The following is a 20,005-nucleotide window of genomic DNA, read 5'->3' as shown; positions in this document are numbered from 1 at the left end:
ATGACAACCAGCAGCAGCAGGCAGCGCCGTCGTGCCTACCGGGCCCCGGGCCCGGCGGGTGAAACGGCCGCCGACATCGTCGTCAAGACCGAGAGCGCTCCCAAACCGGTGACCCCGGTGAGCGCGCCGGTGACCCGGCCGCCCGCGGGGCCGCTGGGGCCACCGCCGCGGCGGCCCGCCAACTCGCGGTTGGTGGCCGTACTGGCGCTGAGCGTCGGTGCGCTGCTGGTCGCGGTGGTGGTCGGTGCCGTCGCGGTCATGACGGTGCAGCAGAACCGGGTGCAGGCCGACCTGGACCACAAACAGCGGTTCGTCGACACCGCCAGCCAGATGGTGGTGAACATGTTCAGCTTCACCCAGGACACCGTCGAGGAGAGCGTCAACCGGTTCGTCGACAGCACCAGCGGTCCGTTGCGGGACATGCTGATGCACAACAACAACACCGAGAACCTCAAGGCGATGTTCCGGGACACCAACGCCTCCTCGGAGGCGGTGGTCAACGGGGCGGCCCTGGAGAGCCACGACCCGATCGGGCGCAAGGCCGCCGTGCTGGTGTCGGTACGGGTGACGGTGACCGACATCGACGGGGTGAACAAACCGTCGCAGCCGTACCGGATGCGGGTCATCGTCAGCGAGGACGACGACGGCAACATGACCGGCTATGACCTGATGTACCCGGACGGGGGGAACTGATGTCGCGCTGGGCTGTGCGGCTGGTCGCCGGGGGCGCGATCCTGCTCGCGGTGGCATTCGTCGTGCTGTCCGCCGTCGGCGGCGGGCTGTACTGGAACCGGGTGGAGTTGCGCGCCGAACAGCTGACCCGGGAGACCCTCGGCCCGCTGGCCGAGGAGCAGATCCCGGCGGTGTTCGGTTACGACTATCAGACCGTGGAGCGCAGCCTGACCGAGGCCTACGACCTGCTCACCCCGAGCTACCGCGAGGAGTTCCGGGACCGCGCCACCAAGGACATCATCCCGCAGGCGCGGGAACGCGAGGTGGTCAGTCAGGCCAATGTGGTGGGTGTCGGTGTGCTTGCGGCACAACGCAACAGCGGATCGGTGATGGTCTACATGAACCGCACCGTGACCGACAAGTCCAAACAGTCGGTGTATGACGGCAGCCGGTTGCGCGTCGATTACGAGAAGATCGACGGCAAGTGGTTGATCGACTACATCACGCCGATCTGATTCACACCGGAACCGCGTCGGCGTCCCCGGTGCGGGTGGAGGCCAGCGCGTCGAGGAAGCTGCGGGCCCACAGGTCGACATCGTGGGCCAGCACCTGGCGGCGCAGCGCCCGCATCCGGCGCCGGCCCTCCTCCGGGGTCTGGTTCAGGGCCGCCACCATGGTGTCCTTGACATGGTCCAGGTTGTGCGGGTTCACCAGGTACGCCTGACCCAGTTCGGCTGCGGCGCCGGTGAACTCGCTGAGGACCAGGGCGCCGCCGAGGTCGCTCCGGCAGGCCACGTACTCCTTGGCGACCAGGTTCATCCCGTCCCGCAGCGGGGTGACCAGCATGACGTCGGCGGCGACGAAGAACGCGATCAGTTCCTCACGCGGCACCGGCCGGTGCAGGTAGTGCACGACCGGATGGCCGACTTCGCCGTATTCACCGTTGATGTGGCCGACCTGACGCTCGATGTCGTCCCGCAGCAGCCGGTAGGCCTCCACCCGCTCGCGGCTGGGGGTGGCCAGCTGGACGAAGACGGTGTCCTCCCGGTTCACCCGGCCCTCGGCGAGCAGTTCGGCGAACGCCTGCAGGCGGACGTCGATGCCCTTGGTGTAGTCGAGCCGGTCCACGCCGAGCAGAATTCTGCGTGGGTTGCCCAATTCGGCGCGGATCTGCCGGGCCCGCTGGCGGATCGAGCGCTGCCGGGCCTGCCGGTCCAGATCCGCGGAGTCGATCGAGATGGGGAAGGCGCCGACTTTCACGGTGCGCGAGCCGATCTGAACCTCACCGAACTTCGACCGCACACCCACCGATGCGCGGGAGGTGTTGGCGCCCACCAGCCGTCGCGCCAGGAACAGGAAGTTCTGTGCTCCGCCGGGCAGGTGGAACCCGACCAGATCGGCGCCCAGCAGACCGTCGGTGATCTCGGTGCGCCACGGCAGCTGCATGAACAGCTCCACCGGCGGGAACGGGATGTGCAGGAAGAACCCGATCGTCAGATCGGGGCGCAGCTCCCGCAGCATCTTCGGGACCAGTTGCAGCTGGTAGTCCTGCACCCACACGGTGGCGCCGCGCGCCGCGGCGCGGGAGGTGGCCTCGGCGAACCGGCGGTTCACCTCGACGTAGCGCTCCCACCACTGGCGGTTGTAGATCGGTTTGACGATCACATCGTGGTACAGCGGCCACAGCGTGGCGTTGGAGAAGCCTTCGTAGTACTGGGCGACGTCGTCGGCGGACAACCGGACCGGATACAGCACCAGATCACCGTCGACGATCGGGTCCTCGTCCGAGTCCGGAATCCCCGGCCATCCGATCCACGCCCCGCGCCGCCGCCGCAGCAGCGGCTCCAGGGCGGTGACCAGGCCGCCGGGACTGCGCTTCCAGCTGGTCGTCCCGTCCGGCGCTCGTTCCAGGTCGATGGGCAGCCGGTTGGCCACCACGACGAAATCAGAGTCGCCGGAGTCGCCCCGGTCAGCCATCTACGCCTCTTGTTTGGAGGGCGCGATGCCGAGCATGGACAGGAACATACGGCATTCGTCGGCGTCGTTGGCGTAGGCGGCCACCACGCGCCGGGCCTGGCTGGCGGTGTCGTCGGCCAAGGGTTCCACTTCGCCGAGTTCGGCGGGGTCTGATTTAGCAGCCATGGACTTAACTCTATTCGACCTTTCGGGGACGTCTATTCGACCTTTCGGGGACGTCTGTTCGACCTTTCGGGGACGTGATGTGAACGGTGCTACCCGACGCACCCAAACGTGACACGAACGCCCAGCTCAGGGGGCCGGCCAGCGCCCTCAGCGGCCGAGTTGGCCGGTGATTGTCGGGGTGCCGCCGATGGTGGACTCCGGCGCCGCCCCGACCCGCGGACCGGTGGCCTGCGACTGACCCAGCCCGATGCAGTTCTGCGGGATCGGGCACGGGATGGCCGCGGTGCCGGTGTCCAGTGCGGGGACGTTCGGGTTGCCGGGGATGGCGGTGAACCGCGGCGAGTTGGGCACCACGAACGGCACACACTCACCGGTGAAGAAGTCGTGTTCCTCGCCGGCGGGACACTCGTCCTCGGCCGCCACGGCTGTCGGCGTCCCGGGAGCCGCGAGGGCCCCGAGGGCCGGCGCAGCCAGCACGGCGAGCGCGAGGCCACCGGCGGTGATCAGGCGTCTGACGAATCCGTGTTGGGTAGCCATGTGTGCACTCTTTCTGCGCAGCCGACAGCGTCGGGTTAGCTGGGGTCCGCGTACACACGCGGGGGTACACATACAGCTACACCGCTGGAGCTGGATTTATTCCCAAATGCCACCGGTCAATGGCAGGTTTACCGGCTCGAGATCTACGGGCTGACGCGTCCGGTCACCGTGGGGCTGCCGCCGACCTGTGATTCCGGAGTCACCCGCGGAGGTCCGCCGACCTCGGACAACGCGATGCACTGACCGACGTTGCGGCCGGTGCACGGAATCGCGCCGCCGCCACCCGGCAGGCTGACCGCAGGGATGTTCGGGTTGCCCGGGATGCTCTGGAACGGCGAGGTCGAGGCCGGTGAGTTCGGCACCGTGTGCGGAACGCACTGGCCGGTAAAGTGATCGGGTTCCTCACCGGCGGGGCAGGACGCCAGCGGCGTGATGCGCTCCCGTTCGGTATCGGCCAGCAGTTCGATGAAGGCGGGCGCGGCGACCACCGATACCGCGAATCCACCGGCCACCAGGAGCCGTCGTGTCTGAAGGGTCAATGTCGCCATGATCGCGCCTTCTGTTGTCGATGATCTTGTTCGCGAGGATTGTAGGGAAACATGCTCGAATCCGCATTCGATAATGCGCGGTGCCTGCAAACTCATCGTAGTCCTGTTGCGGTTTGCTGCCCACCCGGTTTCCCGGCCGGTTTCCTCCGATCGTCGGGGAGGGAGGCTGTCGACCCCCGCGGGGCTACACGTACTGTGCTTTCTGTAAAGGTGTCCTCCAGTGATTTCTCAGGTGAATGGGGTGGTCGGCGGTGGCGAAACCGGACGCATCCGAGCAGGTGACCTACGAGACTCTCGACGACGGTCGCATCGCCCGGATCTGGCTGAACCGGCCGGAGGCCCAGAACGCGCAGTCCCGGACCCTGCTGGTCCAGCTCGACGAGGCGTTTCTGCGGGCCGAGGCCGACGATCAGGTGCGGGTGGTGATCCTGGCCGCCCGCGGCAGGAACTTCTCCGCGGGCCACGATCTGGGTTCGGAGGAGGCGCTGCTGGAGCGGCAACCGGGCCCCGACCAGCACCCGACGTTCCGCTCACACGGCGCCACCGCGACCGGCATCGCCGAACGCACCTACCGTCAGGAGTGGCACTTCTACTTCGAGAACACCTGCCGGTGGCGTGATCTGCGCAAGATCACCATCGCCCAGGTGCAGGGCAATGCGATCTCCGCGGCGCTGATGCTGATCTGGGCGTGCGACCTGATCGTGGCCGCCGACGACGCCAGGTTCAGCGACGTGGTCGGGGTCCGGATGGGGATGCCGGGCGTCGAATATTACGCACACCCATGGGAATTCGGCCCACGCAAGGCGAAAGAGCTGCTGCTGACCGGTGATTCGATCGATGCCGACGAGGCGTATCGGATGGGCATGGTGTCGAAGGTCTTCCCGCGCGCCGAACTCGAGGAGAAGACACTGGAATTCGCCCGCCGTATCGCTGAACGCCCGACCATGGCGGCGCTGTTGATCAAGGACTCGGTGAACGCGGCCAGCGATGCGATGGGCTTCACCGAGGCGTTGCGGCACGCCTTCCACATCCACGAGCTCGGCCATGCACACTGGGCATCGGCCAACGAGAATCGGTGGCCGGTGGGCATGCCGCCGGATGTTCCCGACTGGCGGTCGGCCGGTCCGCCGAAGCCCGCCCGCCGTGATGTCCCGTGATCTGAACGGAGGATGACCGTGCAACTGTCGTTGACCGACCGGACGTATCTGGTGACCGGCGGCGGAAGCGGTATCGGCAAAGGGGTGGCCGCCGCGGTCGCCGCGGCCGGTGGCCAGGTGCTGATCGTCGGACGCAATGCCGACCGGTTGACCGCCGCCGCAGGCGAACTCGCCGGGGCGGGCGGCGAGGTGCGCGCCCATCCGGCCGACGTCACCGATGAGGACGAGGTCGCGAAGGCGGTCGAGGCGGCCGCCGGCTGGCACGGGCGGCTGCACGGGGTGGTGCACTGCGCCGGCGGCTCGGAGACGATCGGGCCGATCACCCAGGTCGACTCCGAGGCGTGGCGGCGCACCGTCGACCTGAACGTCAACGGCACCATGTACCTGATCAAGCACGCCGCGCGGGAGATGGTGCGCGGGGGCGGCGGATCGTTCGTCGGGGTGTCCTCGATCGCCTCGAGCAACACCCACCGGTGGTTCGGCGCCTACGGTCCGAGCAAGGCGGCGCTGGATCATCTGCTGATGGTGGCGGCCGACGAGCTGGGCCCGTCCTGGGTGCGGGTCAACGGCATCCGGCCCGGGTTGACGAAAACCGATCTGGTCGCGCCGATCATGGACACCCCCGCGGTGGTCGACGACTACCGGGCCTGCACCCCGCTGCCCCGGTTCGGTGAGGTCTCCGACATCGCGAACCTGGCGGTGTTCCTGCTCAGCGACGCCGCGAGCTGGATCACCGGGCAGATCATCAACGTCGACGGCGGGCACGGGCTGCGCCGCGGCCCGGACATGTCGGGCATGCTCGAACCGGTCTTCGGCGCCGACGGCCTGCGCGGCGTCGTCGAGGGATGACTTACGGCGTCGACGCGGCATCAGTGCGGCGGATCGGTGCCAGCTGTTGACACCGATCCGCCGCACTGACGTTGTCCACAGGCTCGACGATCGGGTCTGGTAAACCGTCTTCGGCTGCGCGAGCATCGACTACGTGCCCGCCGACGACTTCGTGCCCGCCGTCGATGACATCCTCGAGCGGCAGGCCGGGGTCATCTCACGTCGGCAGGCGGTGGCGGCCGGCATGCCCGTGCACAGCATCCGGCGGCAGCTGCGCCGTCGCGAGTGGGTGCGGGTGCACGCGGGGGTGTACGTCGATCACACCGGCCCGCTCACCTGGCTGCAACGGGCCTGGAGTGCGGTGCTCTACGCCGAACCGGCCGCGCTGTGTCTGGAGTCGGCGCTGGATGTCGAGTCGCCGGTGATCCATGTCGCGATCAGCCGGGAGCGGTCCGCCCCGGTGACACCCGACGGTGTGCGCATCCACCGCATGGCACATCTCGACGACCGGGTGCTGTGGCATGTCGGGCCGCCGCGCATGCGTTACGAGGAGGCGGTGCTCGACGTGGCGGCGCGGGCGGTGACCGACGCCGACGCGGTCGCGGTGCTGGCCCGGTCGTGTCAGTCGCGGCGCACCGCCGCGACCCGGCTGCTGGCCTGCCTGTCCGGGCGCCGACGGGTGCGACGGCGCAACTGGCTGCGCGCCGTCCTCGTCGACATCGCCGACGGCACCTGCTCGGTGCTCGAGCACGGCTATCTCAACCGGGTCGAACGGCCGCACGGCCTGCCGCGGGCGGTGCGCCAGCAGCCGGCCCGGTCCTCGACGGGCATCCGCTATCGCGACGCCGTGTACGGCGACCGGCTGCTGGTCGAACTGGATGGCCGCCTGTACCACGACTCACCGGAGCGGCGCGACGCCGACTTCGAACGCGATCTGGACGCCGCCGCGGAGGGGCGGTCGACCGTGCGGTTGTCCTATCGCCAGGTCTTCGACCGGCCCTGCCGAACGGCGGCCAAGGTGGCGCAGGTGTTGCGCCGCAACGGCATCCCGGCCCGAGCCCGGCCGTGTGGGCCGCACTGCGAGCTGGGCGCGACCCGCGCGGCGTGACAATCGTCTGTGCGGCGGATCGGTGCCAACCGTTGACACCGATCCGCCGCAAAGATGCGAAACGTCAGGCCCGCATCGCCTCGGCGGCCTGCCGGACCGCCTTGATGATGCCCTGATATCCGGTGCAGCGGCAGAAGTTCCCGGACAACCCCTCGCGGATCTCCTCGTCGGTGGGGTCGGGATTCTCCTGCAGCATCGCGGTGATGGTGGTGACGAATCCTGGTGTGCAGAAACCACATTGCAGACCGTGGCAGTCCCGCATGGCCTGCTGCACCGGGGAGAGCTCACCGTCGGGTGAGGCGATGCCCTCGACCGTGGTCACCTCGGAGCCGTCGGCCTGCACCGCGAACACCAGGCAGGACCGCACCGCGGCGCCGTCCATGATGACGGTGCAGGCTCCGCAGGCGCCGTGCTCACAGCCCAGGTGGGTTCCGGTCAGGCCGCACCGCTCCCGCAGGAAATCGGCGAGCGTCAACCGGGATTCCACCGGGGCCGAGGTGCGCTGCCCGTTGACCGTCAACTCGACCTGATGATCATGCACTGGCTGCCTCCCTGCTGGCATCGGTCCAGGCCCGCGCCACCATCGCGGCGCCGACCCGGCGGCGGTAGTCGGCCGACCCCTGCAGGTCGGCCGGGATGTCGTCGAGGCCCTCCATGGCCAGCACGCCGAGTTCGTCGGCGTCGACCTCGCTGACCGGGCGGCCCAGGATGGCCTGTTCGGCGGCGGTGGCACGGCGCGGGGTGGAGCCCAGCCCGAGCAGGCCGATACCGCACCGGCTGATCCGGTCGTCGCCGTCGAGCCGCACCGCCAGCACCGCCCCGGCGATCGCGAAATCACCGTGGCGTCGGGCGAATTCGTGGACAGCGAAACCGCACCGGCCGTCCCATACCGGGAACCGCACCGCGGCCAGGATCTCGTCGGGTTCCAGCGCCGTCTCCCACAACCCCTGGAAGAAGTCGGCCGCCGCGATCTCCCGCCGGCCGGTGGGGGAGACCGCCTCCATCTGCGCGTCGAGCGCCAGTGCGACGGCCGGATACTCCCCGGCGGGATCGGCGTGCGCGATTGACCCGCCGAACGTTCCGCGGTTACGGATCTGGAAGTGTCCGATGTGCGGCGTCGCCCGGGTCAACAGCGGCACCGCCGAGCGCACCTGGTCGTCGGCGCCGACGGTGGCATCGGTGGTGCCGGCGCGGATCGTCAGCGAGCCGTTGCTGCGCTCGATGCCCTTGAGCTCGTCGAGCCGCGAGATGTCGACCAGGTGGTCGAAGAACGCCAACCGCAGATTCAGCATCGGGACCAGGCTCTGCCCGCCGGCGAGCACCTTGGCCTCATCGCCGAACTCGGCGAGCAGCTGCGTCGCCTCGGTCAGGTCGGCCGGCCGGTGGTAGGCGAACGGTGCGGGTTTCATGCCGCCCCACCCGAGCGCCGGCCCAACACCCAACCCAGCGCCAGCCCGACGGCCAGCCCGGCCGCCACCGGCGCCACCCGTTTGGCGATCGGAACCGCCACCAGCGCAAGCATGTTCACCGAGGCGTCGGCCGCCGGCGCCTGGGTGGGGGCCGCCACCGGAGCCGGCTGCACCGCCGGTTCGTCCGCCGAGCCCTGCGGGGCGGGTGCGGTGGTGTGCTGCGACAGCACGTCGGCCTCCAGCCGTTCGGCGAACTGGCCGATCAGCTTGCCGGCGACATCTGCGAGCACGCCACGGCCGAACTGGGCGGCCTTACCCGAGATGGTGAGGTCGGTGGTGAGGATGCACAGCGTGCTGTCGCCCTCCTCCTTGAGTTCGGCGGTGACCACCGCGGCGGCGTTGCCCTGGCCGCGGGTCTCCTTGCCGTTGGCCCTGATCACCGCGCGGCGGGCGGCGGTGTCCTTCTGCTCGAAGCTGGCTTTGCCCTTGTACTGCACGGTGATCGGTCCGACCTTCACCTTGACCTGGCCGGTGAAATCGTCACCGTCGACGCTGAGCAGCGTGGCCCCAGGGATGCAGGGGGCGATGCGCTCGACGTCGGTGAGCACGTCCCAGGCCTGTTCGGCCGGTACCGGAACCCGAAACTCGTTGATCAGTTCCACTTCTGGTCCTTACTGGTGGCTTGTTCGATCAGTTCGACGATCGTGGCGGGGGTGGCCGGCAGTCTGGTCACCGTGACACCGAGGGCTGCCAGGGCATCGTTGATGGCGTTGATCACCGCGGGGGTGGAGCCGATGGCGCCGCCCTCGCCGGCGCCCTTGTAGCCGCCGACGCCCGGGCCGGGGACCTCGATGTGGCCGTACTCGATGAGCGGCACCTCGGTGGCCGTCGGCAGCAGGTAGTCGACGAACGTCGACGACAACGGATTGCCGTCGGCGTCGTAGGCCTGGTGTTCCAGCAGCGCACCGCCGATGCCCTGGACGGTGCCGCCGGCGATCTGGCCCTCGACGACGTTCGGGTTGATCATCGGCCCGACGTCCTCGCTGACGACGTAGTTGGTCAGGGTGACGTGGCCGGTGACGGTGTCCACCTCGCAGGTGCAGGCGTGGGTGGCGTTGGCCCAGTGGATCGGCGCCTGGGAGGTGAACCGGGCGGTGGCCTCCAGCGTGGCCGACGTACCCGGCGGCAGCATCTGGGGTTCGTAGTAGGCCCGGTAGGCCAGGTCGGCGAAGCTGACGCTCTTGTCCGGATCGTCGCGCACGACGGCCCGCGACCCGGCCAGCTCGATCTGCGACTCGTCGGTGTCGAGCATGTGCGCGGCGATCGTGACGATCTGCTTGCGCAGGATCGATCCGGCCTCGTGCACCGCGCCGGCGGTCATCGGGGCGCTGCGGCTGCCCTGTGTCCCGGCGCCGTACGGGGTCACCGCGGTGTCACCCTGGATGGTGGCGACGTCGTCGATGTCGGCGCCGAGCGCGTCGGCGGTCAACTGCACCACGGTGGTCTCGATGCTGTTACCCGAGGACCCGCCGTTGACGTAGACGTTGATCTTGCCGGTGGACTCCATCCGGATCGTCGCGCCCTCGCCGGCCAGGTGCCCGGTCGCCGCACCGGTGGGTTCGATGTAGGTGGAGAAACCCAGACCGATGTAGCGGCCCTGAGCCAGCGCCTCCTCCTGCTCCTTGCGGAAGCCCTCGTGGTCGGCCATCTTCACGGCCTGCTCGAACGTCTCGATCGGGGCGACGTGGTCGTAGGGCATGCCGTTCGGGTTGAAGTACGGCATCTCATCGCGGCGCAGCAGGTTCTTGCGGCGCAGATCGACCGGGTCCATGCCCATCTTGCGGGCGGCGATGTCGAGCAGGATCTCCCGGGACAGGGTTTCGTACTGCCACGGCCCGCGGTAGGCGGCCAGCCCGGCGGTGTTGGAGAACACCGTCTTGTAGTTGAAGCTGGCCTTGGGCACCCGGTACGGGCCGGGGAAGAACATGCCGATCGCCGCGGTGGTGAGCACCGGGTAGGGCGTCGGATAGGAGCCGATGTCCTGAATGAAGTCGATGTCGGCGGCCAGGATGGTGCCGTCGGCGTCGAACGCCATCCGGACGTCGCCGTCGACGTGCCGCGCCTGACTGGCCGCCATCAGGTTCTCCCGGCGGTCCTCGATCCATTTCAGCGGGGCGGGCACCTTACGGGCGGCGATCATGATGCACATGTCCTCGCGCATCGGGACGACCTTCTGCCCGAACCCGCCGCCGGTGTCCTTGACGATCACCCGCACCCGCGATGCGGGGATGCCCAGCAGCCGGGCCGCGAAGGCGCGCAGCTCGTGCGGGGTCTGAGTGGACGCCCAGATCGTCAGCTCGTCGGAGGCGGACTGCCATTCGGCGACGATGCCGCGGCACTCGATCGGCACCGGAACGTGGGCGTGCTGGTAGATGTGCTCGGAGACCACGTGGGCCGCGTTGGCGAAGGTCTCCTCGTCCGGGGGCGCGCCGGCCATTCCGCCGGCGACGTTGTCCGGGTACTCCTCGTGCACCACGACGTCGGAGTTCACCGCCTGACGGAAGTCGGCGACCGCGGGTAACGGCTCGTAGTCGACGTCGACCAGCTCGATGGCGTCCTCGGCGATGTAGCGGCTGTCGGCCACCACCAGCGCCACCGGATCGCCGACGAACTTGGCCTCACTCTCGGCCAGGGGCGGCCGCGGGGTGTCCGGGACGTCCTTGCCGGCCACCGCGTGCCAGGCCTCTTTCACCTCGGGGTTGATGTCGGCGGCGGTGAACACCGCGCGCACCCCGGGCATCGCCAGGGCGGCGGACGCGTCGATGCCGTTGATCGTGGCGCGGGCGAACGGGCTGCGGACGAAGCAGGCGTGCAGCATCCCGGGGCGGATGATGTCGTCGACGAAGGTGCCCCGGCCGGTCAGCAGCCGGGTGTCCTCGACTCGCGGCACCCGGCTGCCCGCGTAGCGGGCCGGAACCGTCCCCGCTGAAGGCCCAGCAGAAGACACGGTCATGGTGGTTGCTCCCATCGTCATCTCGAGCCGGTCGGACATGCTAAGCAGTCGCTCAGCAGCAGCGTACCCGAGAGGTGTCGCCAGTCACAGGCGGTATCGACAGTGGGCTGACTCGCAACCCGGCCCGGGTCGACGCTACGCAGGATCCGCCGGGCCGACAAGGCTCGGATCCGCCACCGATCGGCTCCCGCGGGTGGCCGGACGGGCCGGGAAATTCGCGGGCGGCCGGTCCTGGCCGCGGCGTAACTGACCATGCCGAAACATCAGCGATGAACCTGTGCCACAACCGATCTGGGGGCCGGTCCGGCGGTCGCGCGGTAGCTCGGCCGCGGTGGGGTCGGCGCCGGATGTTGAGAACGGCAGCAGCGGTGGATCTCTGCGGTCGGATCGGGCCATCGGCGCTGGTCAGGGGCGGATACTTGGAGCGGCGGGGGGAATCTGACCGATCCGGGGGGCCGCGCTCGTGCGACTCACCGGACCGGCCGAACAACCGTCACGGCCGACCATCCGGATGCGCACGAGAGGAAACCGCAATGTCAGCTGAACAGAACATCGACACCATCAGGCGCGGCTACGAGGCCTTCGCGGCCGGTGACATGGAAACCGTGCTCAGCCTGTTCGACGACGACGTGGAGTGGGTGCAACCCGGCGACAGCGCCATCAGCGGCACTTATCACGGCAAGGCCGAGTTCCTCGACTTCCTCGGCAAACTCGCCGAAAAGGGAGCGACCGTCAAGGTCAACCGGCTGATCGCCGACGGGGACACGGTGGTCGCCCTCACCGACGTCGCCCTCGGCAGTGAGTCGGCCCAGGACGCCGATGTGTTCACCCTGCGTGACGGCAAGACCGTCCGTGCGCAGGTCTACACCGACACGGCGATGATGGAACGCATCTACGGCAGGAAGCAGGTGGCTTCCACGTAGAGGAGGGGGCGCAGAGGAGGGGACCGCAGAGGAGGAGACGCAGAGGGGGCATGCGCGCAAACGGTCCCCCGGCCGGCCCGCCACTGTTCGCGGTGGCGGGCCGATCGGTGTTTTCGGTCACGAATCAGACATTTCTGGCCGATGTTCCAGACGTTCTCACCATCGCCGGGGACGATGGATGTCATGAAACTCGCACTGGGATCCGCCGGCCTGTTCTCCGTCGGTTTGATGACGTTGTTCGTCGCCGCGCCGGCCGCGAATGCGAGTCCCGACGCGGAGTTCTGCCAGGCGATGACCGGGGTGGGCTACACCGGTGACTGCGCGACGATCGTCGGCTACGCCACCGATGTGTGCGCCCAGTACGACAGCGGCGCGGGTTGGGAGACGGTCGTCGAGGAACTCGACGCCCGCACCGACGACGAGGCGCTGACCAACTTCATCGTGGCCGGGGCGCCGCTGTACTTCTGTCCGCAGCACAGCGGCAAGGTGTAGCACCGGTCGAAACGGCCCCGGTCAGACGCCGAGGTCAAGAGATCGACTCCCGGAAGTCGATGCCTTCCTGGGCGCTGTGCACCCATTCCTCGATGTCCACCACCGGGTGGATCGCGAACTCGTTCAGCGCGCTGAACTTCGTCGCACCGTCGAGCAGATCCTTCGGGTCGTCGGTCTCCACGACGGCGAAACCGCCGGTGCCGTCGACACGGCCGACGAACTGGTGAAACGTCGTGCCGGCCGGACGTGCCCACTTCGAGAACAGTTCCAGGCCGCGTTTCACCGACGCCTCGTTGTCCTGCGCGGACCCGGTCAGCCGGGTGGTCCACGTCATCACGAACTTCATGTCGATTCCTCCCCCCGAACGGCATCCGGAACCGGCTGTCCACGGATCGCCACGTAGCGAATTATCCGCCGCGAGAACCGGGCTTGGGGGCGAATGATGAACTGGCGCAACGGATCGTTGGCTTGGTAAAGAATCTGCGCGGTGCGGCGGCTACGCCCGGCGCAGCAGCGCCACCAGGAATTCGGAGTCCTCGGTGAACGGACGCAGATCCCAGGTGGACAGCAGCAGGTCCGGGGTGAGCCCGGCGGTGGCGGCGTCGGCGAGGAACTCGTCGAAATCGTAGTCCCGGCCGGCGCCGAATCCGATTGCGGCGCGGCCGTCTTCGGCCAGATGAGCACGCAGCCGGCTCAACACCGTGGTGCGGGTGCTCGGGGCCAGGAACGCCATCACATTGCCGGCCATCACGATGACGTCGAACGGGTCCGGGATGCCGCGGGCCGGAAGGTCGAGTTCGGCGAGGTCGCCGACCAGGTACTGCGGACCCGGATAATCCTGTTCCGCCGCCTCGATGAGGGCCGGGTCGACATCGACCCCGACGACGCGGTGACCGGCCGCGGACAGGTAGCCGCCGAGCCGGCCCGGACCGCAGCCGGCGTCCAGGATGTGCGCGTTGCGTGGGGCCATCGCGTCGACGAGGCGGGCCTCACCGACCAGATCCTCCCCGGCGCGGGCCATCGCCCGGAAGCGTTCGATGTACCACTGCGAGTGGCCCGGATCGGCCTCGACCTTGCGCATCCACAGACTCTTCTCGACCATGGAGGCATTGTCGCAGCAGCGGCGCACATGCCTTGTTCGGTCGGTGAGCCGGCCGGATCGAGGCGTGCCGAACCGGCAGGGAAGAAGCGCCCCATGATGGACATGGCATACGCCGAGCGGACGGAGCTGGCTCAGTTCTTGGCGACACTGACCCCCGAGCAGTGGGCGACGCCCAGCCTGTGCGCCCGATGGACGGTGAAAGACGTTGTCGCCCACGTGATCAGTTATGAGGAACTGGGTCCGTTCGGTCTGCTGAAGCGGTTCGCCAAGGGGTATGTGGTCCGGGCCAATCAAGTCGGTGTCGACGAGTTCGGTTCGTTGAGCCCCGAACAACTGCTCGACTTCCTCAACCGGCACCTGTGGCCACGCGGACTCACCGCCGGTTTCGGCGGCATGATCGCCCTCGTCGACGGGACCGTGCACCATCAGGACATCCGGCGCCCCCTGGGCCGGCCACGCACCATCGCCGCGGATCGTCTGCTGCGGGTGCTGCGGTCCGTGCCGGGCAATCCCCGCCTCGGCGCCGGACGACGCATCCGGGGACTGCGACTACACGCCACCGACATCGACTGGACCCACGGAGAGGGTCCCGAGGTCAGCGGCACCGGCGAGGCGCTGCTCATGGCGATGACCGGCCGGGCTGCGGTCGTCGACGAGCTCGGCGGCCCCGGCAAACCCGTCCTGGCCGGGCGGCTGCGCTGACGCTTCGATGGGCGAAGATCATGGCGCCGGATGACGGATTGGTAACCTGTCAGGCGCAACAGCAGCGCCTCCCTAGCTCAGTGGTAGAGCACTCGCCTTGTAAGCGAGCGGTCGTCGGTTCGATCCCGACGGGGGGCTCGATCACTCGTCGTCGGGTTCGATGATCCGCTGTGACGGCACGGCCCGTGGCGGCATCCGCCGCGGTGGGCGGCGGGGGAACGGGATCCGGTCGGCGATATTGCTCAGCGGGTTCACCACCTGCGACAACGTGATGACCGCCTCGCGCAGCGCGGCGATGGTGGGTTCGAGGGCCTCCAGCCCGGGCGCGAGCCGGTTCAGGGTGTCGGCGACATCGGCGAGCTGTTCGAGCGGCCCGTCGCGGGCGGTGAGCCGGTCGATCAAGCCGCCCTCGGCGAGCAGCCGGTCCGCCAGCCCGTCCTCGGCGAGCACCCGTTCGACCAGCCCGTCCTCGGCGAGCAGCTGATCGACCAGCCCGCCGGGCTCCAGCGCCCGCATCAGGCCGCCCTCCTCGTCGGTGAGCCGGTCCAGCACGCCCCCGGGTGCGGTCAGCCGGTCGATCACCCCGCCGGGCCGCATCAGCCGGTCCAGCGGGCCGTCCGGGGCCAGCGCACGCCCCAGCGGGGCGTCCTCGTCGAGCAGTTTGGCCAGCCGGTTCGCCCGTTCGAGGGTGTCCTCGAGCCCGAGGATGCCGGCGACCGAGCTTGGTCCGGCGGTGGGTTCACCCAGCGTGCGGTGGGCCATGCCGAGGCCGGCGGCCGCGACTTCCAGACCGGCGTCGGCGACGGCGAGCCCGATGCGCACCGGCGCGGTGGCGACCTGCATCAGGCTCTTACCCAGATTCATGACGTCAGTCTAGGGCCGACCGGTGCGGCTCAGATGAGTTCGGCCAGCGCCGCCTTGATCTTCTGCTGGGCCTCGTCGAGCGATTCCGGCGACGGGTTGCGGTCCACGTTGGCGAATCCGAAGTCGGTCAGGTTGTAGGCCGGGAATACGTGGACGTGCAGGTGCGGCACCTCCAGCCCGGCGATGATCACCCCGGCCCGTTCGGCGTCGAACGCCTTGGTGACTGCCTTGCCGATCAGCTGAGCCACCCCCATCACCTTGGCGAACTTCTCGGGTTCGATGTTCTGCCAGTGGTCGATCTCCTCGCGCGGGACCACCAGGGTGTGGCCCTGCGTCATCGGCTCGATGGTCAGGAACGCGACCACCTCGTCGTCTTCGTAGACGAACCGGCCGGGCAGCTCACGGTTGATGATCTTGGTGAAAACAGTCGCCATACCCCGAGCTTAGAACGGGCGATTCGACGGCAGGTGACCGTGACAGGTGGACAGGTGGCGGGCCCGGGGCGTCGGCATAATCGGCCGGGTGCGGTTCGGCGAGATCTTGTTGTGTGTCGTGAACGCCATCGGACTCGCGATGCTGGTTCTGCCGTTACCCGCGGGTGCTCGCCGGGCACGGCATCTGGCGTCGGCGCCGGCGTTGGTCGCGCTCGCCCAGCTGATCGGCGAGGGCTACCGGTGGCAACTGGTACCGGCCTATGCGCTGGCCGCCGGGGTCACGCTGTGGTGGGCCGTGCGTGTGCGCCGGCCGGCCCCGCCCACGGGGTGGCGGCGGCTGCTCGGTCTGACCGTGGGCGTCGTGCTGCTCGCGGCGGCGGTGGTGGTGCCGGTGGCGGTGCCGGTCTTCCGGTTTCCGCCGCCGACGGGCCCGTACGCGATCGGCACGGTGACCTACCACTGGCGCGACGACGACCGCAGGGAGATCTTCGATGCCGACCCGGCGGCGCGCCGGGAGATCGTCGCGCAGGTCTGGTATCCCGCCGAGCCGGGCGCCGACGCCCCGGTCGAGCCCTATGTCTCGGATGCGGCGACGCTCGCCCCGGCGGCCGGCCGGCTGCTCGGCGTCCCCGGATTCGTGTTCAGCCACCTCGGCGTGGTCCCGACCCACGCCACCCGGCAGCCGCCGCTCGCGCCGGACCGCCCGCGCTACCCGGTTCTGGTCTTCGTCTCCGGGCTCAACGGATTCCGCCAGTCCAACATGTTCCAGGTCGAGCAACTGGTGTCGCACGGTTTCGTCGTCGTCGGCCTCGATCAGCCGTACACCTCCGCGGTCACCGTGCTCGCCGACGGGCGCGCCGTCGACGGTTGGCCCAAGGACCGGCTCGTCGACGTCATCCAGCAGAGCATCACCCCGGTGACACCGCCGCCGGCTCTCGGCGACGTCCCGCTCCCCGCCGGATTGTTCCCCTATCTCGCCGCGGACATCGGCTTCGCGCTCGATCGGCTCGGCGGGCTCGACGCCGACGACCCGAACGGGTTGTTCACCGGCCGGCTCGATCTCGACCGCGCCGGGGCGTTCGGCATCTCGCTGGGGGCGATCACGGTCGGCCAGGCCTGCCATGACGACTCACGGCTGCGCGCCTGCCTGATGATGGACGCCGCGATGCCCGCGGAGGTGGTGCGCACCGGGCTGCGCCGTCCCGCCATGTGGCTGACCCGTGACACCGAATCCATTCTGGCCGAACGTGATCGCAACGGCGGCTGGCCGGACCACGAGGTGGATGAGACCATCACCACCCAGCGTGAGACCTTCGCCGGGAGCGCTCCCGGGCACGGCTACCACGTGGAGATCCCCGGGATGTTCCACCTCAACTACACCGACGCGCCGCGGTACACCCCGCTGGCGCAGAGGCTGGGCATGTCCGGACCGGTCGGCGCCGAACGCGGTCACGACATCGTCGCCCGGTACACGGTGGCGTTCTTCAACCGCTTCCTCGGTGAGGCGAGCGACGGCGATGCCGCGTTGCTCGACGGGCCGCCGCCCTGGCCCGACGTGCGGATCGACCGCCGCTGAGTCAGCGGTTGATCATGTCGTGGATCTCCTCGACCGAGAACGGCGGGGAGTCGTTGGCGTCCCGGAACCCGAGGAAATCCGGGGTGGGCCGGGCGAATTCGCCGAGGAAGCCGCCGGCGGCGATGAAGATCCGGCCGGTGATGTCCTTCGCCAGATCGCTGACCAGGTAGGCGTACGTCGGCGCCACGTACTCCGGCGGTGCGGCGTCCAGCGCGCCCTGCATGCTCACCTCGTCGAGCAGCCCGCGTCGGTGCAGCTCGGCGATGTGCGCCTCGTACTCCGGGCCGGTGGACAGCCTCGTCCGCGCTCCCGGGCACACCACATTGGCGCGCACCGAGTGCTCCTTCAGTTCGGCGGCGATCGCCAGCGTGAGACCGTTGACCCCGCCCTTGCCGGCCGGGTAACCGGTGCCGCCGTAATCGCCGAGGAACGCGAACGAGCTGGTGTTGACGATCGCGCCGCCGCCCTGGGCGACCATCCGCGGCGCGGCGGCACGGCAGGTCTCGAACACGGTGCCCAGGTGCGCGTCGAGCAGTTCCCGGAACTGCCCGGAACTGATGTTGAGGATCGACGAGCCCGGCGGCTCGGCGGTGCCGGCGCAGTTGATCAGGATGTCGATGCTGCCGAAGTTCTGCACGCAGGTGTCGACGAGCGCGTCGGCGACCGCCGGGTCGGCGGGGGAGCCGGCGTGCCCCACACCGGAGATGCGTTGTGCCGCTTCGGTCACGACCTCGGGGTCACGTCCGTTGACCACCACCCCGACACCGCGAGCCGCCAACAGTTCGGCGACCGCCAGCCCGATCCCGCGCGACCCGCCGACGACGACCGCGCCGATCAGCTGCCCGGCCCCTTGCTGAACTGCATCGCGTCCATGTTCCAGTAGCCGCGCAGATTGGTGATCAACCCCTCGTCGTTGACGCGGTAGGTGAACACCCCCCGGACGGTCGCCGCCGAACCGTCCGGGAACTCGGTGCGCAGCACCAGGATGTAGGCGATCTCTTGGGGCGAACTGGACGGGAAGGTCTCCTCGCAGGTGACCGTCAGCCGGTTCGGCCCGATGTTGGTGTCGTAGAACTCGCCCACAGCGGCCTTGCCGCGCACCCCGGTGCCGTCCGGGTTGGTGATGGCCTGCCCGATCGGGTCCTCGATCACCACATCGTCGGCCATCAGGGCCAGCCAGCCCTCCCGGTCGCCGGCCTGCACGCACCGCCACGAAGCCTGCGATGCGATCCGGACCGGTGTTTCGGCTTCAGCTACAGGGGTTTCGGACAAATTTCTCACTCCTCACTGGCCGGCGACCGGGCGTGGGGTCACCGGTCGTCGTCGGTGTAGCGGATGACGCCGCGGATGTTGCGGCCCTCGAGCATGTCCTGGTAGCCCTCGTTGATCTGCTCCAGCTTGTACTGCCGGGTGACCATGTCGTCGAGGTTGAGCTTGCCGGCCTTGTACATCGACAGCAGCTGCGGGATGTCGTGATGCGGGTTGCCGCCGCCGAAGATGGTGCCCTGCAGGTTCTTCTGCAGCAGCGTCAGCATGGACAGATTCAGGTTGACCTGGGTGTCCAGCAGGCTGCCGATCGCGGTCAGCACGCAGGTTCCGCCCTTGGCGGTGAGGTTGACGTAAGCGTCGATGTCCTCACCCTTGAGCTCACCGACGGTGACGATGACCTTCTTGGCCATCAGACCCCAGGTGACCTCCGCGATGCCCGCCATCGCCGACTCGATGTCCGGATAGACGTGGGTGGCACCGAATTTCAGCGCCTGATCGCGCTTCCACTCCACCGGGTCGATCGCGAAGATGTAGCGGGCCCCGGCGTTGACCGCCCCCTGCAGCGCACCCATGCCGACGCCGCCGACCCCGACGATCGCGACGTCGTCGCCCGGGCGGACGTCGCCGCTGCGCACCGCCGAGCCGTAGCCGGTGGTGACACCGCAGCCGACCAGGCAGGCCACCTCGAACGGGATGTCCTTGTCGATCTTCACCACCGAGCTCTTGTGCACCACCATGTACGGCGAGAAGGTGCCCAGCAGCGTCATCGGGTAGACGTTCTGCCCGCGGGCGGTGATGCGGAAGGTCCCGTCGGACACCGCGGCGCCGTTGAGCAGACCGGCCCCGAGATCGCAGAGGTTGCGCAGCCCGGCCTGACACGACGGGCACTGCCCGCACGACGGGATGAACGACAACACCACGTGGTCGCCCGGCTGCACCTCCTCGACCCCCGGGCCGACCTCCTCGACCACCCCGGCGCCTTCATGCCCGCCGAGCACCGGGAACCCGCCCATCGGGATGCCGCCGGTCACCAGATGGTGGTCGGAGTGGCACATGCCCGAGGCTTCCATCCGGATCTTGACCTCATCCTTGACGGGGTCACCGATCTCGATCTCCTCGACCGACCACGGCTGATTGAACTCCCAGATGAGGGCGCCTTTTGTCTTCATCGCAACCTGCCTTCCTCCGATGACCTCTGCCGACAGCCTAAGTTATCTAGGTCACAGGTC

24 protein-coding genes and 1 tRNA gene are annotated in these 20,005 nt (G+C 69.0%); 10 read left to right on the top strand and 15 right to left on the bottom strand.

Annotation, left to right across the window (positions count from 1 at the left end):
• Together CKW28_RS19990 and CKW28_RS19985 are read left to right on the top strand one after the other, a co-directional pair.
• Positions 1-693 (top strand): Rv1363c family protein, encoded by a 693-nt coding sequence (locus tag CKW28_RS19990; protein ID WP_003926308.1) that lies wholly within the window; start codon positions 1-3, stop codon positions 691-693.
• Positions 693-1,187 (top strand): hypothetical protein, encoded by a 495-nt coding sequence (locus CKW28_RS19985; protein WP_003926307.1) that lies wholly within the window; start codon positions 693-695, stop codon positions 1,185-1,187. Before CKW28_RS19990 ends, CKW28_RS19985 begins: the two co-directional genes overlap by 1 nt.
• A 1-nt stretch (position 1,188) precedes the next feature.
• Here the strand turns inward: CKW28_RS19985 and CKW28_RS19980 are convergent, their stop codons facing one another.
• From CKW28_RS19980 to CKW28_RS19965, 4 genes are all read right to left on the bottom strand, one after another.
• A complete protein-coding gene (locus tag CKW28_RS19980) occupies positions 1,189-2,649 on the bottom strand; it encodes an alpha,alpha-trehalose-phosphate synthase (UDP-forming) (protein WP_003926306.1) in 1,461 nt (486 codons plus the stop codon).
• Positions 2,650-2,814 carry a hypothetical protein gene (locus CKW28_RS19975; protein ID WP_003926305.1) on the bottom strand — a complete coding sequence of 55 codons (165 nt, stop codon included), beginning with the start codon at positions 2,812-2,814 and terminating at the stop codon, positions 2,650-2,652.
• Positions 2,815-2,961: 147 nt separating this feature from the next.
• Positions 2,962-3,351, bottom strand: coding sequence for a hypothetical protein (locus CKW28_RS19970; protein ID WP_003926304.1), 390 nt, complete (start codon positions 3,349-3,351; stop codon positions 2,962-2,964).
• 143 nt (positions 3,352-3,494) lie between these two features.
• Positions 3,495-3,995, bottom strand: coding sequence for an intersectin-EH binding protein Ibp1 (locus CKW28_RS19965; protein ID WP_328588369.1), 501 nt, complete (start codon positions 3,993-3,995; stop codon positions 3,495-3,497).
• A 140-nt stretch (positions 3,996-4,135) separates the two neighbouring features.
• Here CKW28_RS19965 and CKW28_RS19960 point away from each other — a divergent pair, with 140 nt between their 5' ends.
• From CKW28_RS19960 to CKW28_RS19950, 3 genes are all read left to right on the top strand, one after another.
• Positions 4,136-5,056, top strand: coding sequence for an enoyl-CoA hydratase (locus tag CKW28_RS19960; protein WP_003926302.1), 921 nt, complete (start codon positions 4,136-4,138; stop codon positions 5,054-5,056).
• A gap of 18 nt (positions 5,057-5,074) precedes the next feature.
• Positions 5,075-5,905, top strand: coding sequence for an SDR family oxidoreductase (locus CKW28_RS19955; protein WP_040547660.1), 831 nt, complete (start codon positions 5,075-5,077; stop codon positions 5,903-5,905).
• Positions 5,906-6,038: 133 nt separating this feature from the next.
• Entirely contained in the window at positions 6,039-6,992 is a 954-nt protein-coding gene (locus tag CKW28_RS19950) for a type IV toxin-antitoxin system AbiEi family antitoxin domain-containing protein (protein ID WP_003926300.1), read from the top strand.
• Between the two features lie 64 nt (positions 6,993-7,056).
• Here CKW28_RS19950 and CKW28_RS19945 read toward each other — a convergent pair whose 3' ends face one another.
• The 4 genes from CKW28_RS19945 to CKW28_RS19930 are packed head-to-tail and all read right to left on the bottom strand — an operon-like array spanning position 7,057 to position 11,414.
• Entirely contained in the window at positions 7,057-7,533 is a 477-nt protein-coding gene (locus tag CKW28_RS19945) for a (2Fe-2S)-binding protein (RefSeq protein WP_003926299.1), read from the bottom strand.
• Positions 7,526-8,401, bottom strand: a complete 876-nt coding sequence (locus CKW28_RS19940; RefSeq protein ID WP_003926298.1) for an FAD binding domain-containing protein — start codon at positions 8,399-8,401, stop codon at positions 7,526-7,528. The genes CKW28_RS19945 and CKW28_RS19940 overlap by 8 nt, the downstream gene beginning before the upstream one ends.
• Positions 8,398-9,063, bottom strand: a complete 666-nt coding sequence (locus tag CKW28_RS19935) for an SRPBCC family protein (RefSeq protein ID WP_003926297.1) — start codon at positions 9,061-9,063, stop codon at positions 8,398-8,400. The genes CKW28_RS19940 and CKW28_RS19935 overlap by 4 nt, the downstream gene beginning before the upstream one ends.
• Positions 9,054-11,414: a xanthine dehydrogenase family protein molybdopterin-binding subunit gene (locus CKW28_RS19930; protein ID WP_197700661.1), complete on the bottom strand. Its 2,361-nt coding sequence runs from the start codon at positions 11,412-11,414 to the stop codon at positions 9,054-9,056. Before CKW28_RS19930 ends, CKW28_RS19935 begins: the two co-directional genes overlap by 10 nt.
• A 533-nt stretch (positions 11,415-11,947) precedes the next feature.
• Between CKW28_RS19930 and CKW28_RS19925 the strand changes: the two genes are divergently transcribed.
• Together CKW28_RS19925 and CKW28_RS19920 are read left to right on the top strand one after the other, a co-directional pair.
• Complete coding sequence (locus CKW28_RS19925; RefSeq protein WP_003926295.1) at positions 11,948-12,337, top strand: nuclear transport factor 2 family protein; 390 nt, start codon at positions 11,948-11,950, stop codon at positions 12,335-12,337.
• Positions 12,338-12,520: 183 nt separating this feature from the next.
• Entirely contained in the window at positions 12,521-12,829 is a 309-nt protein-coding gene (locus CKW28_RS19920; protein WP_003926294.1) for a DUF732 domain-containing protein, read from the top strand.
• 34 nt (positions 12,830-12,863) lie between these two features.
• Here CKW28_RS19920 and CKW28_RS19915 read toward each other — a convergent pair whose 3' ends face one another.
• Both CKW28_RS19915 and CKW28_RS19910 read right to left on the bottom strand, forming a co-directional pair.
• Positions 12,864-13,175, bottom strand: a complete 312-nt coding sequence (locus CKW28_RS19915) for a DUF3303 domain-containing protein (protein ID WP_003926293.1) — start codon at positions 13,173-13,175, stop codon at positions 12,864-12,866.
• A 150-nt stretch (positions 13,176-13,325) separates the two neighbouring features.
• Positions 13,326-13,931 (bottom strand): class I SAM-dependent methyltransferase, encoded by a 606-nt coding sequence (locus CKW28_RS19910; protein WP_003926292.1) that lies wholly within the window; start codon positions 13,929-13,931, stop codon positions 13,326-13,328.
• Between the two features lie 93 nt (positions 13,932-14,024).
• Here CKW28_RS19910 and CKW28_RS19905 point away from each other — a divergent pair, with 93 nt between their 5' ends.
• Together CKW28_RS19905 and CKW28_RS19900 are read left to right on the top strand one after the other, a co-directional pair.
• The gene (locus CKW28_RS19905; RefSeq protein ID WP_003926291.1) at positions 14,025-14,633 is read left to right on the top strand and encodes a maleylpyruvate isomerase family mycothiol-dependent enzyme; all 609 of its coding nucleotides are present in this window, start codon (positions 14,025-14,027) and stop codon (positions 14,631-14,633) included.
• Positions 14,634-14,699: 66 nt separating this feature from the next.
• A tRNA-Thr gene (locus tag CKW28_RS19900) sits at positions 14,700-14,771 on the top strand.
• Positions 14,772-14,774: 3 nt separating this feature from the next.
• Here the strand turns inward: CKW28_RS19900 and CKW28_RS19895 are convergent.
• Entirely contained in the window at positions 14,775-15,497 is a 723-nt protein-coding gene (locus CKW28_RS19895; RefSeq protein ID WP_003926290.1) for a hypothetical protein, read from the bottom strand.
• Positions 15,498-15,526: 29 nt separating this feature from the next.
• The gene (locus CKW28_RS19890) at positions 15,527-15,931 is read right to left on the bottom strand and encodes an HIT family protein (RefSeq protein WP_003926289.1); all 405 of its coding nucleotides are present in this window, start codon (positions 15,929-15,931) and stop codon (positions 15,527-15,529) included.
• 46 nt (positions 15,932-15,977) lie between these two features.
• Between CKW28_RS19890 and CKW28_RS19885 the strand changes: the two genes are divergently transcribed.
• Positions 15,978-17,507, top strand: a complete 1,530-nt coding sequence (locus tag CKW28_RS19885) for an alpha/beta hydrolase family protein (protein WP_003926288.1) — start codon at positions 15,978-15,980, stop codon at positions 17,505-17,507.
• 1 nt (position 17,508) lies between these two features.
• On the opposite strand, the gene CKW28_RS19880 is transcribed toward CKW28_RS19885, so the two are convergent.
• The 3 genes from CKW28_RS19880 to CKW28_RS19870 are packed head-to-tail and all read right to left on the bottom strand — an operon-like array spanning position 17,509 to position 19,945.
• The gene (locus tag CKW28_RS19880; protein WP_197700660.1) at positions 17,509-18,345 is read right to left on the bottom strand and encodes an SDR family NAD(P)-dependent oxidoreductase; all 837 of its coding nucleotides are present in this window, start codon (positions 18,343-18,345) and stop codon (positions 17,509-17,511) included.
• Positions 18,342-18,779: a nuclear transport factor 2 family protein gene (locus CKW28_RS19875; RefSeq protein ID WP_040547652.1), complete on the bottom strand. Its 438-nt coding sequence runs from the start codon at positions 18,777-18,779 to the stop codon at positions 18,342-18,344. The genes CKW28_RS19880 and CKW28_RS19875 overlap by 4 nt, the downstream gene beginning before the upstream one ends.
• 38 nt (positions 18,780-18,817) lie before the next feature.
• Complete coding sequence (locus tag CKW28_RS19870; protein WP_003926285.1) at positions 18,818-19,945, bottom strand: NDMA-dependent alcohol dehydrogenase; 1,128 nt, start codon at positions 19,943-19,945, stop codon at positions 18,818-18,820.
• Positions 19,946-20,005 lie beyond the last annotated feature (60 nt).

It is taken from the genome of Mycolicibacterium thermoresistibile, from assembly GCF_900187065.1.
Lineage (GTDB): Bacteria > Actinomycetota > Actinomycetes > Mycobacteriales > Mycobacteriaceae > Mycobacterium > Mycobacterium thermoresistibile.
This window is presented reverse-complemented; position numbering and strand designations above follow the sequence as displayed.

Coding starts and splice junctions, on each gene's coding strand:
- CKW28_RS19915 (WP_003926293.1), bottom strand. CDS start 13,175: ATGAAGTTCGTGATGACGTGGACCACCCGGCTGACCGGGTCCGCGCAG.
- CKW28_RS19940 (WP_003926298.1), bottom strand. CDS start 8,401: ATGAAACCCGCACCGTTCGCCTACCACCGGCCGGCCGACCTGACCGAG.
- CKW28_RS19985 (WP_003926307.1), top strand. CDS start 693: ATGTCGCGCTGGGCTGTGCGGCTGGTCGCCGGGGGCGCGATCCTGCTC.
- CKW28_RS19920 (WP_003926294.1), top strand. CDS start 12,521: ATGAAACTCGCACTGGGATCCGCCGGCCTGTTCTCCGTCGGTTTGATG.
- CKW28_RS19870 (WP_003926285.1), bottom strand. CDS start 19,945: ATGAAGACAAAAGGCGCCCTCATCTGGGAGTTCAATCAGCCGTGGTCG.
- CKW28_RS19905 (WP_003926291.1), top strand. CDS start 14,025: ATGATGGACATGGCATACGCCGAGCGGACGGAGCTGGCTCAGTTCTTG.
- CKW28_RS19970 (WP_003926304.1), bottom strand. CDS start 3,351: ATGGCTACCCAACACGGATTCGTCAGACGCCTGATCACCGCCGGTGGC.
- CKW28_RS19960 (WP_003926302.1), top strand. CDS start 4,136: ATGGGGTGGTCGGCGGTGGCGAAACCGGACGCATCCGAGCAGGTGACC.
- CKW28_RS19990 (WP_003926308.1), top strand. CDS start 1: ATGACAACCAGCAGCAGCAGGCAGCGCCGTCGTGCCTACCGGGCCCCG.
- CKW28_RS19930 (WP_197700661.1), bottom strand. CDS start 11,414: ATGACCGTGTCTTCTGCTGGGCCTTCAGCGGGGACGGTTCCGGCCCGC.
- CKW28_RS19980 (WP_003926306.1), bottom strand. CDS start 2,649: ATGGCTGACCGGGGCGACTCCGGCGACTCTGATTTCGTCGTGGTGGCC.
- CKW28_RS19965 (WP_328588369.1), bottom strand. CDS start 3,995: ATGAGTTTGCAGGCACCGCGCATTATCGAATGCGGATTCGAGCATGTT.
- CKW28_RS19895 (WP_003926290.1), bottom strand. CDS start 15,497: ATGAATCTGGGTAAGAGCCTGATGCAGGTCGCCACCGCGCCGGTGCGC.
- CKW28_RS19975 (WP_003926305.1), bottom strand. CDS start 2,814: ATGGCTGCTAAATCAGACCCCGCCGAACTCGGCGAAGTGGAACCCTTG.
- CKW28_RS19890 (WP_003926289.1), bottom strand. CDS start 15,931: ATGGCGACTGTTTTCACCAAGATCATCAACCGTGAGCTGCCCGGCCGG.
- CKW28_RS19925 (WP_003926295.1), top strand. CDS start 11,948: ATGTCAGCTGAACAGAACATCGACACCATCAGGCGCGGCTACGAGGCC.
- CKW28_RS19910 (WP_003926292.1), bottom strand. CDS start 13,931: ATGGTCGAGAAGAGTCTGTGGATGCGCAAGGTCGAGGCCGATCCGGGC.